This is a genomic window from Amycolatopsis umgeniensis (assembly GCF_014205155.1).
Lineage (GTDB): Bacteria > Actinomycetota > Actinomycetes > Mycobacteriales > Pseudonocardiaceae > Amycolatopsis > Amycolatopsis umgeniensis.
This window is the reverse complement of record NZ_JACHMX010000001.1, coordinates 5,735,993-5,749,150: the sequence shown is the minus strand read 5'-3', so window position 1 is coordinate 5,749,150 and position 13,158 is coordinate 5,735,993. Positions and strand designations below refer to the sequence as shown.

At 67.8% G+C, this 13,158-nt stretch carries 13 protein-coding genes and 1 tRNA gene; 5 read left to right on the top strand and 9 right to left on the bottom strand.

All coding sequences use genetic code 11. The annotated features are described in order from the left end of the window. Window positions 1-3: 3 nt before the first annotated feature. Both HDA45_RS27285 and HDA45_RS27280 read right to left on the bottom strand, forming a co-directional pair. A tRNA-Met gene (locus HDA45_RS27285) sits at window positions 4-77 on the bottom strand. Window positions 78-144: 67 nt separating this feature from the next. Continuing rightward, the gene (locus HDA45_RS27280) at window positions 145-3,141 is read right to left on the bottom strand and encodes a UPF0182 family protein (RefSeq protein WP_343072160.1); all 2,997 of its coding nucleotides are present in this window, start codon (window positions 3,139-3,141) and stop codon (window positions 145-147) included. Between the two features lie 155 nt (window positions 3,142-3,296). On the opposite strand from HDA45_RS27280, the gene HDA45_RS27275 reads away from it, so the two are divergent. Beyond that, window positions 3,297-3,845, top strand: a complete 549-nt coding sequence (locus HDA45_RS27275; RefSeq protein ID WP_184899986.1) for a PPA1309 family protein — start codon at window positions 3,297-3,299, stop codon at window positions 3,843-3,845. 127 nt (window positions 3,846-3,972) lie between these two features. Here the strand turns inward: HDA45_RS27275 and HDA45_RS27270 are convergent, their stop codons facing one another. Beyond that, window positions 3,973-4,977, bottom strand: a complete 1,005-nt coding sequence (locus HDA45_RS27270; protein WP_184906094.1) for a YlbL family protein — start codon at window positions 4,975-4,977, stop codon at window positions 3,973-3,975. Window positions 4,978-5,180: 203 nt separating this feature from the next. Here HDA45_RS27270 and HDA45_RS27265 point away from each other — a divergent pair, with 203 nt between their 5' ends. Further along, entirely contained in the window at window positions 5,181-6,527 is a 1,347-nt protein-coding gene (locus HDA45_RS27265) for a zinc-dependent metalloprotease (protein WP_184899984.1), read from the top strand. A gap of 6 nt (window positions 6,528-6,533) precedes the next feature. On the opposite strand, the gene HDA45_RS27260 is transcribed toward HDA45_RS27265, so the two are convergent. After that, complete coding sequence (locus HDA45_RS27260) at window positions 6,534-7,097, bottom strand: M48 metallopeptidase family protein (RefSeq protein ID WP_005167498.1); 564 nt, start codon at window positions 7,095-7,097, stop codon at window positions 6,534-6,536. A 163-nt stretch (window positions 7,098-7,260) separates the two neighbouring features. Between HDA45_RS27260 and HDA45_RS27255 the strand changes: the two genes are divergently transcribed. From HDA45_RS27255 to HDA45_RS27245, 3 genes are all read left to right on the top strand, one after another. Beyond that, window positions 7,261-8,295, top strand: coding sequence for a hypothetical protein (locus HDA45_RS27255; RefSeq protein ID WP_184899982.1), 1,035 nt, complete (start codon window positions 7,261-7,263; stop codon window positions 8,293-8,295). Window positions 8,296-8,372: 77 nt separating this feature from the next. Then, the gene (locus tag HDA45_RS27250) at window positions 8,373-9,713 is read left to right on the top strand and encodes an AarF/UbiB family protein (RefSeq protein ID WP_184899980.1); all 1,341 of its coding nucleotides are present in this window, start codon (window positions 8,373-8,375) and stop codon (window positions 9,711-9,713) included. Window positions 9,714-9,854: 141 nt separating this feature from the next. Beyond that, entirely contained in the window at window positions 9,855-10,769 is a 915-nt protein-coding gene (locus HDA45_RS27245; protein WP_184906092.1) for a hypothetical protein, read from the top strand. A 4-nt stretch (window positions 10,770-10,773) separates the two neighbouring features. Here HDA45_RS27245 and HDA45_RS27240 read toward each other — a convergent pair whose 3' ends face one another. From HDA45_RS27240 to HDA45_RS27225, 5 genes are all read right to left on the bottom strand, one after another. Beyond that, entirely contained in the window at window positions 10,774-10,953 is a 180-nt protein-coding gene (locus tag HDA45_RS27240) for a hypothetical protein (RefSeq protein WP_184899978.1), read from the bottom strand. Then, complete coding sequence (locus tag HDA45_RS27235) at window positions 10,950-11,819, bottom strand: class I SAM-dependent methyltransferase (protein WP_184899976.1); 870 nt, start codon at window positions 11,817-11,819, stop codon at window positions 10,950-10,952. Before HDA45_RS27235 ends, HDA45_RS27240 begins: the two co-directional genes overlap by 4 nt. A gap of 104 nt (window positions 11,820-11,923) precedes the next feature. Further along, complete coding sequence (locus HDA45_RS42470; protein ID WP_246480800.1) at window positions 11,924-12,181, bottom strand: hypothetical protein; 258 nt, start codon at window positions 12,179-12,181, stop codon at window positions 11,924-11,926. After that, complete coding sequence (locus HDA45_RS27230) at window positions 12,178-12,561, bottom strand: WhiB family transcriptional regulator (RefSeq protein WP_281400801.1); 384 nt, start codon at window positions 12,559-12,561, stop codon at window positions 12,178-12,180. The genes HDA45_RS42470 and HDA45_RS27230 overlap by 4 nt, the downstream gene beginning before the upstream one ends. A 166-nt stretch (window positions 12,562-12,727) precedes the next feature. Further along, window positions 12,728-12,994, bottom strand: coding sequence for a hypothetical protein (locus tag HDA45_RS27225; RefSeq protein ID WP_184899974.1), 267 nt, complete (start codon window positions 12,992-12,994; stop codon window positions 12,728-12,730). Between the last annotated feature and the right edge of the window lie 164 nt (window positions 12,995-13,158).

Sequence of the window (13,158 nt, the reverse complement as noted above, 5' to 3'; positions counted from 1 at the left end):
CTGTAGCGGGGACAGGATTTGAACCTGCGACCTCTGGGTTATGAGCCCAGCGAGCTACCGAGCTGCTCCACCCCGCGTCGTGACACCTACCTTACGCCTGCGTTTCCAGCAGGCGCAAAGCAGGTGCCCTTTAGGTAAGCGACGTCACCCTCCGGGCTGGCCGGAGGTCGGCGGCGCACCGGATGCCGGCGGGCTGGCCTTGGCCGACTCGTAGGCCTTGGAGGCGGCTTCGAGAGCGGCGAGTGCGGTTCCCTGGTCGGCGTAGTTACCGGATTGCTGGGCCGTGCGGAACTTGAGCCAGGCGTCGTGCATGTCGCTCGCGGCCTTGTCGAGCGCCGGGTTGCCGCTGGCAGGCGGCTGCGGGGTCGTCGTGCCCGGCGGTTGCGGTGTCGTGGGTCCCGGAGTGCCGCCGGTCTGCGGCGGCGTGACCCCGGAGCCGGTGCCGGCGCCGAAGACCTGGTCCAGGGCTTCGTTGAGCGTCGGCGCGAAACCGATCTTGGTGCCGTAGGAGACCAGGACGCGGGCCAGCTGCGGATAGCTCAACTGGTTCCGTTGCCGGATGTAGACCGGTTCCACGTACAGGAAGCCGTTGGCGACGGGCAGAGTGATCAGGTTTCCGTAGGTGACCGTGACGTTCGGGTTGTTGAAGAGTGTCCGGTCCTGCGCGACCCGTGGGTCACTCTGGAATCTGTTCTGGACCTGGACGGGACCGTCGACCTGGGTCGAGCCGCTCGCCCCCGTGGGCAGTCTCAGGACCCGCATTCGCCCGTAGTCTTCGGGATCCGAAGACACCGACATCCATGCCGCCAGGTACTGACGTTGGAGACCGGTCAGCGAACTGGTGAGCTGGAACCGCGACTTGCTGTCGCCGGGCGCGGTGGCCAGGACGTAGTAACCGGGCTGGTTGGCGATACCGGAAGCGGACGCGTTCACGCCGCCTTCCTGCGTCGGGTCCTGCGGAACACTCCAGAAGGCCTGCTGAGCGTAGAACTCGGCCGGGTTGTTCACGTGGTACTTCGACAGGAGTTCCCGCTGCACCTTGAAGAGATCCTCGGGGTAGCGGAGGTGCGACCGCAGGTCCGGGGAGATCTCGCTGCTCGGCTTGACCAGGCCCGGGAAGACCTTCTTCCAGGCGTTGAGCACCGGCTCGTTGTCCTCGACCCCGTACAGGGTCACGGTGCCGTCGAACGCGTCGACGGTGGCCTTGACCGAGTTGCGGATGTAGTTGATCGAGGAGTTCGCCTGACGGGTGGTGCCGCTGAGCGAGTCGTTGGTCGCCTGGCCGAGCTGGGTCTGCTGGGCGTACGGGAAGTTGTTCATCGTCGTGTAGCCGTCGACGATCCAGATGATCTTGCCGTTGACGACCGCCGGGTACGGGTCGCCGTCGAGGGTCAGCCACGGAGCTGCCTTGGCGACACGTTCCCGCGGCTCGCGGTTGAACATGATCTTGGAGCCGTCGCCGATGGCGTCGGAGAAGAGGATGTTCCGCTCTCCGTATTCGGCGGCGAAGACGAGCCGGTTGAACCAGTTGTCGATCGAGACGCCGCCGGAGCCCTTGTAGATGTAGCCGCGGTCGACGGCGGTGTCGTACTCGCCAGGCGCCTGTCCTGCCTTGCCGCCGACGATCGCGTACGCGGCGTCGGTCGCGAGCTCGCCGTAGTAGATGCGGGGCTCGTCCACCTTGATGCCCGGCTTGCTCGGGTCGGTCGAACCGGCGCCCGTCGGGTTCTGGGTGTCGCTGGTGGTGGCGATCGGGTAACCGCCGTCGGAGTTGGCGTCCTTCAGCGCACGGTCGATCGTGTTGGCCGGCGCGGCGACGAAACCGTTTCCGTGCGTGTAGACGAGGTGCTTGTTGATCCAGTTCGTCTGGTTGCCGGTGAGACCCTCGGTCTTGATCTCCTTGGCCGCGACGATGTAGTCCTGCGTGACACCGTTGAGGGTGTAGCGGTCGATGTCCAGCTTGGACGGGAAGCCGTAGAAGTTCTCACGGCCGACGCGCTGGGTGAACGTGTCGCTGAGGACGTTCGGGTCGAGGAGCCGGATGTTCGGCACCGTCCCCTTGTCCGCCTTGATCTCCGCGGAGGTCGCCTCGGACTTGCCGGTGTAGTCCTTGTACTCGACGTTGGTCAGGCCGAACGCCTGGCGCGTCGCGTCCATGTTGCGCTGGATCGACGCGGATTCCTTCTCGTTCGCGTTGGGACGCACCGAGAACTGGTCGAGCACGGCGGGCCACGCGACGCCGACGAGCACGTTCGACAGGATCAGCAGCACCAGTGCGATCGCGGGCAGCTGCAGGTTGCGCAGGAACGCGCCGGCGAAGAACGCAACGGCACAGATCACCGAGATGCACAGGAGGATCAGCTTCGCGGGCAGGACCGCGTTCAGGTCGGTGTAGGTCGCACCGACGAACAGCGGCGCTCCCCGATCCGAGAGCAGCAGGTTGTAGCGGTCGAAGAAGTACTCGACCGCCTTCAGCAGCACGAAGATGCCGATGGTGATGGCGAGCTGGGCGCGGGTCGGGCCGGCGAGCTGGCCGCCCTTGCCCGCGAGCCGGATGCCGCCGAAGACGTAATGCGAGATCAGCGCGCCGAAGAACGCGATGACGACCGCGATGAACAGCCAGCCCAGGAGCCAGTTGTAGAACGGCAGGTCGAAGGCGTAGAAGCCGACGTCGTTGCCGAACTCGGGATCGGTCTGCCCGAACGGCGTGCCGTTCAGGAACAGCTGCACGACCTGCCAGTCGCTCTGCGCGGAAGCGCCGGCGATGAGCCCGGTGAGCACCGGGATGCCGATGCCGAACAGGCGGATCCGGCCGACGATCGCGGAGCGGTAGCGCGCGAGCGGGTCGTCGTTGCCGGAAATCGGCACGAAGACGGGCCTGCTCCGGTACGCGATCATCAAACTGATCGCGAGCGCGCCTCCCACCAAGAGCCCTACGGCGAAGAACAAGATGACGCGGGTGATCAACACCGTGCTGAACACGGTGCGGGCGCCGACTTCGCCGAACCACAACCAGTCGACATAGGTATCGAGCAGTCTCGCGCCCAGCAGCAGGGCCAGAATGACTACGGCGGCGATGATGAGCAGTATCCGGCTGCGCCGGGACAGCTTCGGCAGGCTCACGGGGGGCCGAGTGGCCACTGCACACGCTCCTGGTTTGGTGAACTTTTCGCGGGGCGCGCGTACCGCGTGCGGCCCCTGTTGCTCTAACTCTACGGATGCCGTCAGAAGTTCCCGGAACCCGCCCAAACCGGACTCGGAAGGCCGTGGCCACGACCGCCTGGAACGATGTGCCCATGGCACCGAGTGAGCAGCAGGGCGTGGCCGGCCTGGCCCGCGAAGTCGAGGAGTTCGTAGCCTCCGGAGGATGGGATCAGCCGCCGCAGTTGTTCGCGCTGGTCCCGACCGCGGCACTGCTGGACGAACAGCCCGAACTGGCCGGACAACTCGACCCGTCGGCCCCGCTGACGCCGGTCGCTCAGGAGTCCCTGCCCGATGGCGATCTCGGTGAAGCGCTGGCGCAGATCGCGTGGCCCGATCTGGTCCTGGGCTGCGCACTCGCGCAGGAGATCATCGTGCTGCCGCCGGACGCCGAGGCCGAGCTCCCGGTCGTGCCCGAAACCGATGCCGACCGTCTGCGCCAAGCGGCCGCAGACCACCCGCGCCGTACCGAAGCCCGGCTCGTGGCCGCTGTACTGCGAGACGGTGCCGGAGCGTGCGTCATGCGGCTTCGAGGTGCCGGAAAGTCCGAAGAACCCGGTGACGTCCCTGTCGACGAGATCATCGAGAACCCGGAGTTGGCCCCCAACCTGCTCGAAGCGTTGAGGGCAACCCTGCAGCCCTGACCTGCGAAAAGAGAGCAAGGGACCTTTGCTATCGCCAGCGCCGGACGCACGCTGGGCGATACCAAAGGTCCCTTGCTCTCGTCAGTCAGCCCAGCGGCGGTAGCAAAGGTCCCTTGCTCCCCCGGGGTCAGCAGGAGGCGGTGGGCCTTCCGGCCTTGAGGTTCTCGAGCTGCGCGATCGCCTCGTCCAGCGTGGACACCTTGATCAGGTTCAGGCCATCGGGCGCGGCGGTCTTCGCCTCGGCGCAGTTGTGCGCGGGCACGAGGAAGTCGGTGGCGCCGGCCTCGCGAGCGCCGACCACCTTGAACGAGATGCCGCCGATCGCCCCGACGACGCCCTTTTCCGAGATCTCGCCCGTCCCGGCGATATGCCTGCCACCGGCGAGGTCACCGGGCTCCATCTTGTCGACGATCGCGAGCGCGAACATCAGGCCCGCCGACGGGCCACCGACGTCTTGCAGCGAGATCTTCACGTCGAAGGGAACATCGGCGCGGTCCACCGCGGTCAGGCCCATGAAGCCTTCCGGGCCGTCGGGCCGCTGCGCGAGCGTGAGCGGCACAGTGCGCTCAGCCTGCCCGTCGGACTTGAAGGTGATCTGGACGGTCTGCCCGGGCTTCGTCCCGTTCAGCGCGGCCCGCACCTCGGTCGCCTCCGTGACCGTCTTCCCGTTGACCACCAGCAGCCGGTCCCCGGGCGCGAGCACCTTGTCCGCCGGACTGCCGGAGACGATCGTCTTCGCGAGCACCTTCACCGGGAACTTGCGGCGCAGCGCGGCGACCTGAGCCGCGGTCTGCGAGTCCTGCAGTTGCTGGATGTTCTCCTGGCGAACCTGTTCGTTGGTCTCGCCCGGTTTGAAGTACTCCTCGCGCGGCGCCAACGCGTACCGGCCACTCGCCCAGAGCCCAAGCGCGTTGAACAGCGTGATGCCGCCATCGCGCAGGGAGACTGTCGTCATCCGCAGCTCGCCGGAGGTCTGGAACATCTCGTGCCCGTTGACCTGGATCACCGACTGCCCGGCGGCGTCTTTGCCCAAGGTGTCGTAAGTCGGGCCGGGGCTGATCGCCACGTACGGCACCGGGATGAAGAACCCGACCAGCGCGAAGGCGACGAACAACGCGCCGCTGACCAGCAGCGTCCAGCCGCGCCGGGTCAGCCGCCGTTCGGAGCGGTCCTGGTCACTCGCGGAGCCCGCACGGCTCCGCGCTGCTGTGGTCTCCTCCGAGGGCTCAGTCACGCGTGACAGCGTACGGTGACGGCGTTCGCTTCTCGGTGAAGGCCACGCGCATCACTCCAGTTGACGAGCTCTGGGTCCCAGGACCCGCGTACGGTGGTGCCATGAGCAAACCCCCGTTCGGCTTCGGACCGCCCGATCCCGACAAACGAGGCGAGAACGAGCCGTCGGACTCCGGCGGCCAGCCCTCCGGCGCCGAGGCCTTCAATCAGCTCGGTCAGATGCTCAGCCAGCTGGGCCAGATGCTCAGCCAGGCCGGCAGCTCGACCGGGCCGGTCAACTATGACCTGGCGAAACAGATCGCGCTGCAGAATCTCAGCAGCAGCGACAGCGACGTCAAGCTCGGCTTCTCGTCGTCCAGCGGCGGAGACTCGAGCACGGCCGTCCGTGACGCCGCCCATCTGGCAGAGCTGTGGCTCGACGCCGCGACGATCCTGCCCGCCGGTGCCACGACGACCGTCGCATGGTCCGCGCGCACCTGGGTCGAGAAGACCTTGCCGACCTGGCAGCGCCTCTGCGACCCCGTCGCACAGCAGGTCTCGGGCGCATGGGTCCAGGCCCTGCCCGAGGAGGCCAAACAGGCCGCCGGCCCGCTTCTGTCGATGATGGGACAGATGGGCGGGATGGCCTTCGGCTCCCAACTCGGCAACGCCCTGGCTCAGTTGGCTTCCGAAGTGCTCACCTCCACCGAGGTCGGCCTTCCGCTCGGCCCCGCGGCCACGTCCGCGCTCCTGCCGGCGAACATCGAGAAGTTCACCGAGGGCCTGGAGCTGCCGACCAGCGAGGTGCTGGTCTTCATCGCCGCGCGCGAGGCCGCCCACCAACGGCTGTTCGCCCACGTTCCCTGGCTGCGGCAGCGCCTGCTTGCCACCGTCGAGGAGTTCGCGAGCGGCATCTCCGTCGATACCTCGGCGCTGGAACAGCTCGCGGGCCAGATCGACCCGTCGAACCCGGCCAGCATCGAAGAGGCCATGTCCTCCGGCCTGCTCGAGCCGCAGACCTCGCCTGAGCAGAAGGCGGCGCTGAACCGGCTGGAGACCCTGCTCGCGCTGGTCGAAGGCTGGGTCGACGTCGTGGTCGCGGAGGCCATCGGCGACCGCCTCCCCGGCGCGGACGCGCTTCGGGAAACGCTGCGGCGCCGCCGGGCCACGGGTGGCCCCGCCGAGCAGACCTTCGCCACCTTGGTCGGACTCGAGCTCCGGCCCAGGCGGATGCGGGCGGCTTCGGCCTTGTGGAAGCTGGTCGGCGACCAGCACGGCATCGAGAAGCGGGACGGCCTCTGGTCCCACCCCGACCTGATGCCGACCGCCGGAGACCTCGACGAGCCGCTCGACTTCGCCGAACGTCTCGGCGATGGCGAGTCGACCCTCGAAGGGATCGACCCGATCGCCGAGATCGAACGCGCCGAGCGCGAGAAGAACAAGCCCAAGGGCGACGAAGACAAGAGCTGAGGCACGTCAGTCCTCCGCCGCGATGCCCCATCCGGCGGCGGAGGACAGGCCCTCCAGATAGCCGATGGCACGCTCGGTCTTGGGATAACGGCGAACGAGCTCCCAGAACGCCGCGTTGTGCCCTGGTTCCTTCAGATGCGCGAGTTCGTGCACGAGAACGTAGTCCAGCACCCACGCCGGCACCCTGCGCAGGCGATCACTGACCCTGATCGTCGCGTCGACCGGTGTGCAGGACGCCCACCTCGTCCGCATCGGCGGTACCCAGCGAACGCTCGCGGGTATCGCCTTTCCGTCCAGATACTTCGCCGAAAGTACGGCGCACCGCGCCAGCAGCGCCTCGTCCGAGGCCTTCGGCGGAGCGGCCTGCCGCGGGCCCTTGCGCAGCAGCTTGCGCTGCATCTCGGCTACCCAGTGCTTCTCCTCGGCCCGGGTCATCCGGGCAGGGATCAGCACGACGAGGGTGTCCTCGTCCCAGTACGCGGTGACGGTCCGGTGACGGCGCTGGCTACGCCGTACCTCGACCTTGTGTTCGGGAGTGTCCGACGGATTCGTCGTGTCCCGGCTCCTCAATGAGGGCGTCCGTGCTTCGACCACTCGACCACGGTAAGGCCAGTCACCGACAACTCCGAGAGCCGAAAGGTCACAGCCTCGAGTTGTCCACAACGGGGCCAACCTGTGGATAACTCACGTCTTTCTTGGCTGCCGGTCAGCGGTCAGGTGCGATCCTGCGATCATGAACCTTCGCGAACCGGATCTGCGATCGATCATCCTGCCCGACTTCCCCGCCCTTCTTCCCGGCCTGGATGTGCTGGAACGCGGCGACGGCGAGATCCAGATCGGCCTCGATCCCGCCCACGCCGTGGTGATCGCCGGAGTCGCCACCGAGGTGGCCGAAGCGCTCCGCGATTTGGACGGAAAACGGGCCGCCGACGACATCGTGCTCGCGCAGAGCGAACACGATGAACAGCTGCGGGACCTGATGACGGATCTGACGGCCCGCGGGCTCCTGACCGACGCGGGGCAGTCTCCTCGTCATCCGAGATCGAGGCTGGAGACGGGACTGTGGTCGCTCCGTGCCCGCCACCACCAGGCGGCCATGACGGCACGCCGCGAACAGACCGCGGTGGCGATCCACGGGGACGGCCGGCTGGCCGTGGCCATCGCCGTCCTGCTCGCGAACGGCGGAATAGGGCATATCGACATCCGGGCATCGGGCACGGTGCTCGAACGTGATCTTGGCTCGGGCTACACCGAGGCCGAAATCGGCATGCCGCGCCGGGACGCGATGGCGCAGGTGGTGCACCGTGCCGGGGCGGAGACGTCGACCACCCGGCTCTACTCGGATCGTCAGCCGGAACTCGTGCTGCTCACCGACGCCGTGGTACCCGCTCCCGAAGTGGTCGACGAACTCGTCCGGGACGGCATCAGTCACCTGCCGGTGCGCGTCCGGGACGGGATCGGCATCGTCGGGCCGCTGGTGGTGCCCGGCCGCAGCAGCTGTCTGCGTTGCGCCGACCTGCACCGCGCCGGTCTCGACGAGTCCTGGCCCAGGGTGGCGAGCCAGCTCGCGGGACGCGTGCAACGGCCGGACCTCGGCGCCGTGCACGCGTGCGCCGCGCTGGCCGCCGCACAGGCACTCCGGCTTCTCTCGCCGAGCGATCAGGCACCTCCGGCGTGGAACGCCACCCTGGAGATCGATTTCTTCGACGGCACGATTCGCCATCGAGACTGGCCGCCGCACACCGGATGCGGATGCGGCGCGCGTTGATACGGCGAGCGACGTAGCCCACACCCACGCCCTCAACAGGCTGCGCGGGCGGAGTGAATCAAGGCAGAATCGCGAAGGTGACCGACTCCCGCAGCGCCGAGGACCGTGAAGCCGCCATCCCCCGCAACGGGGCCGCGCGAACGGCGAAGCTGGCCAGTATCCCGCTCGGCATAGCGGGCCGGGCGGTCGGAGGCTGGGGAAGGCGGCTGACCGGGCAGAGTGCCGAAGAGGTCAACGCAACGCTGTCCGCCAAGGCCGCGGAGCAACTCTTCGAGGTCCTCGGCACGCTCAAAGGCGGCGCGATGAAGTTCGGCCAGGCGCTGAGCGTCTTCGAGGCCGCGGTGCCGGATGAGATGGCGAAGCCCTATCGCGAGGCCCTGACGAAGCTTCAGGCGGCAGCGCCGCCCATGCCCACCCGGCAGACCCATCGGGTCCTCGCCGAGCAACTGGGACGCACCTGGCAGCAGCGGTTCGCCGCCTTCGACGACGAACCGGCCGCGTCCGCGAGCATCGGCCAGGTCCACCGCGCGACCTGGCACGACGGCCGCGAAGTCGCCGTCAAGGTCCAGTACCCCGGAGCCGACGACGCCTTGCGGAGCGACCTTCGGCAGCTCCAGCGTTTCAGCCGGTTGTTCCAGGCTTTCGTGCCGGGAACCGAGGTGAAACCTCTCCTGGCGGAACTCGCCGAGCGGATGAACGAAGAGCTCGACTACCAGGCGGAAGCCCAGAACCAGCGTGCTTTCGTGAAGGCCTTCGAAAACGTCCCGGGATTTTTGATCCCCCGTGTGGTCGCCAGCGCTCCAAAGGTCGTCGTCACGGAGTGGGTCACCGGCACTCCGCTGTCGAAGATCATCGCCGGCGGTGACAAGGAGACACGGGATCGCGCCGGCCGCCTGCTCACCGAGTTCCACTACTCGTCGCCGGAACGGGCCCGGCTGCTGCATTCGGACCCCCATCCCGGCAACTTCATGCTGACCGACGACGGCAGGCTCTGCGTGATCGACTTCGGCGGGGTGTCCCGGCTGCCCGAAGGGATTCCGCAGCACCTCGGCGAGATGACCAGGTTGGCGCTCGACGGCGAGTCCTCGAAGCTCATGCGGCTGCTCAGGGAGTCCGGTTTCATCCGGGCCGACGCGGATCTGCAAGCCGATGACGTGCTCGCCTACCTGGCGCCGTTCACCGAGCCGCTGGCGGGCGAGACGTTCCACTTCACCCGACGCTGGATGCAACGTCAGGCGGGCCGGGTCGGCGACACCCGGGGCCGGGATTTCCGGATCGGCCGCTCGCTCAACCTGCCGCCCGAATACCTGATGATCCACCGGGTGACCGCCGGATCGACCGGCATCCTCTGTCAGCTCGACGCCGAAATCCCCGCCCGCGCGATCGTCGAACGATGGCAGCCGGGCTTCGCGGCCTGAGAAGTTATCCACAGGGATCGTGGGAACTGAGCCGAAATCGGGGTCGCCGGGCGAGTTGTCCACAACTTCGCGGAAGCTGTTCCACCCGGACGGCCCAACGGTCATTCTCGATCCATGACCACTACACGAAGCGCCCGACTCATGGCGCTCAGTAACACCAGCGAGTCCGGGATCATCACCAGCCGCGAGCTGCGCAAGGCGGGCGTGACCGCGCGTTACGCAGCGAAGCTCTGCGGTCCGGGCGGTCCTTGGCGAAGGCTGATGCCGGGTGTGATCCTGTTGCGCGACTCCGCGCCCACCCGGCTTCAGCTGCTACAGGCCGCCGTCGCGCGGTTCGGGCCGGACGTCGTGGTGACGGGCTCCGACGCGCTTCGCGCGCGAGGCGTGGACTGCCCGCTGACGCGGGAGGTCCATCTCCTCGTCCCCGACTATCGCCGTATGCCGGCGGAACCCGGCATGCTGCCCCGAAGAACCACACGGATGCCGCCGCCGACCTCGATCGACGGCGTCCCGTTCGCCCCGCCCGCCCGGGCGGCGCTCGATCTGGCCCGGTTGGAGCTCGATCCGGCACGGATCGACGAGTTGATCTCGCTACCGCTGTACTGGGGTCTGTGCACGCTCGAAGAGCTCAACGAGGAGCTCGATTCCGGTAACCGGCGAGGCTCAGCGGCGGTCCGTACGGCTCTGCGTCGTGTCGATCCCGAAGAGACCTACGCGCATGGCTTGGCGAAGAAGGCTCTCGGCGGCTGCCCGCTGCCGTCGCCGTCATGGAACATGACGATCTGCGACCGACGAGGGCGCCCCATCGGCGTTGCCGATGCTTGGTGGGACGACATCGGCCTGGCCTGGCAGTTCCGTGCCCCGAAACAGGGCGCCGCGAATTTTCATCCGCTGGCACTGACCGCGACCGGAACCGTCCTGGTCCGCTGCACCATCGACCAGCTGAAGAAGGTTCCGATGGAAGTGGCGGCCGAGCTCGTCAGGGCGTTCGCCGAAGCGGCACGGACACCACGCCCGAAGGTCCGCACGATCGGCCGGATCGGCGACGCGGCCTGAGGGCTCACCAGTACTCGTCCGGCAGTTTTCCCTCGATGTCGCGGGTGTGGCGGCGAGCGCAGGCAGGACACGTCCAGCGCACGACGCCGTTCTCGCGGGTGGACATCCAAGCGAGCGTCTGCGCGGGCTCCTCGTCGGCGCCGCGGATCCGGCCGCACAACGAGCAACCGACCTGGTCACTCACGGCCGACACCCGCGATGGATCGTCTTCGCCCCCTGTAGGAACAGATCCTGACGTGCGCCGAGGAAGGCTGGGTCCGCTGGATCCAGCAAGGCGGCCGCGGTTTCGCGGTCTTCGGCGCTCAGGAGGTCGCCCGCCACCTCGGTCAGCCAGGTAATCCGCTCGAGGACGAACTCGCGCAGCAGGTCCGGACCGGGCGCCGGGTGGTGGATGAGCACCCCGAAGGAATCGACGTCGTCGAGACCGGCCCGCTGGAGTGCGATGTTCCAGCCGTAGGGCATGGAGACGGAGCCGGGGATGCCCGCTCGCATCTCGGCGAACCACTCGCCTCGCGCGGCGAGGAGTCGCTCCTCGAGCCCAGGGCGGCCGATGCCGAGGTCCCAGGGGAGGCAGTTGAAGTCCAGGCCGCCCTCGGAGATGGCGACCAGCCCGCCAGGGCGGGCGAGCTTGGCGAGGGTGCCGATCGCCGCTTGCTGGTCGGGCAGGTGGTGAACCACGCGTGATGCCCAGACCAGATCTGCGGGAGGCAGTTTGGCGGGCAACCCGCCGTCGGCAACGTCGGCGTGGATCGTCTCGACGGCGGCCCTGTCCCCAGCGACAGCGCTGACAACCTTGTGCGCCTCGGCCAGCAGGTGCTCGGTCGCGTCGACCAGCACGATCCTGGCTCCGGCCGAGGTGAGCTCCTCGGCGAAGAGGACGCTCATCCCGCCCGCGCCGCAGCCGACGTCGACGATGGTCGGCCCGTCCGGCATGCCATCCAGCAGCCGGCGGGCCGCCTCCCGTGTCGGCTCGGCGTCGAGCGCCTCGGCCATGCGAAGCGACCGAAGCCGGTCCGCCCAGTCGATGTCGTCGTGCGTGTGTACGGCCATTCCCCCAGTGAACACCACCCCCGAACCGCACCACGCCCAAAGGGGGAGCGGGGGACCTTTGCTGCCGCGCGGCGATAGCAAAGGTCCCCTGCTTCCCCGTAGGGTCAGGCCTGAAGGCGCTCGGCTCGCCGACTCGCCCAACGGGCGACCTTGGTCCACCTGCGTACGGCGCGTGCGCCGCTCCGAGCCCGTTGCGCGCGGACTCCCTCTTCGAGGTCTCGTATTCGGGCTCTGGACAGTTCTTCATAAAGCAACATTTCGCTGGTCTCCTCGACCTTGATCTCGTTCAACTTGGCAGGCGCGAGAGTTCGGTTACCCGTCCGCGCCTCGTAATCCCTGGTGGTGATGGGTTCGACGGTCATGCCGCGGCGCTCCGCTCGACCTTGTGCGCAACGGGGCGCGCCTCGGCGGCGGGCTCGACGACCGGGTTCTTGCGGGGGCGGCCACGGGGCCGCTTCCGCGCGACGACAACGCCGCGTTCGAAGATCTCGCCGCCCCAGACACCCCACGGCTCACGCCGCGAAAGGGCGCCCGCGAGGCAGGCGGAACGGACCGGGCAGTCCCCGCAGAACGCCTTCGCGCGCTCGAGCTCTGCCGGCGACTCGGCGAACCAGAGGTCCGCGTCGCCCGAACGGCAGGGAAGCATCGACTCGGGCGAGTCGATGGCGTCGAGCAGGTCGACGACGCCTGCGTCGGCGAAGGGCAGGGCCTCCCCCGGCGCGAAAGCTATGGCCGATGACATGAGTGCACTCCTCTGTTCCGTGACGGATTTCTTACTGACGGTGGAACTGGACAACGCTGAACCCCAATTAGGTTGTGCAGCCAACTTGTTTGTGCAGCAAAAACACGAAGGCCGCGGATCCGGTAACCGGTTCCGCGGCCTTCGTGAGCCTCTAGTCCTGACTAGGTCAGGAACTTCGCTCCCGTATGGACAACGGAACACGGAACTGCTTGATGACCGGCAGATCGACGCCACCGTTCACGTACGCTCCACCGAAGGCGGCAACGTGCGTGAAGGTTTCGTCAGCGGCGATCCGGCTCAGGTCGAGACGCAAGGTGCCGCGGGCGGCAAGGGTGCTCACGGGCATGAAGGTGCCCTGACGCTGAGCCTGCGGGACTTCCGCGATGCAGGACAGACGGGTGCCAGGGCTCGTGAGCGTCATCTTGATCGTCATTTCACCGGCACCACCTTTCTCTGTCGCGCGCGAACCGCCCTGCGGTCTACGCTGTGTTGTAGAAGTTCTTCCCCAGCCGGGCGCTTCCGCCCGGTACCAGCAGGTTATTGCCCCTGACCATACCGGGGCAACTTATTTTCCAGAAAAACCGTCGAAGCTACGAA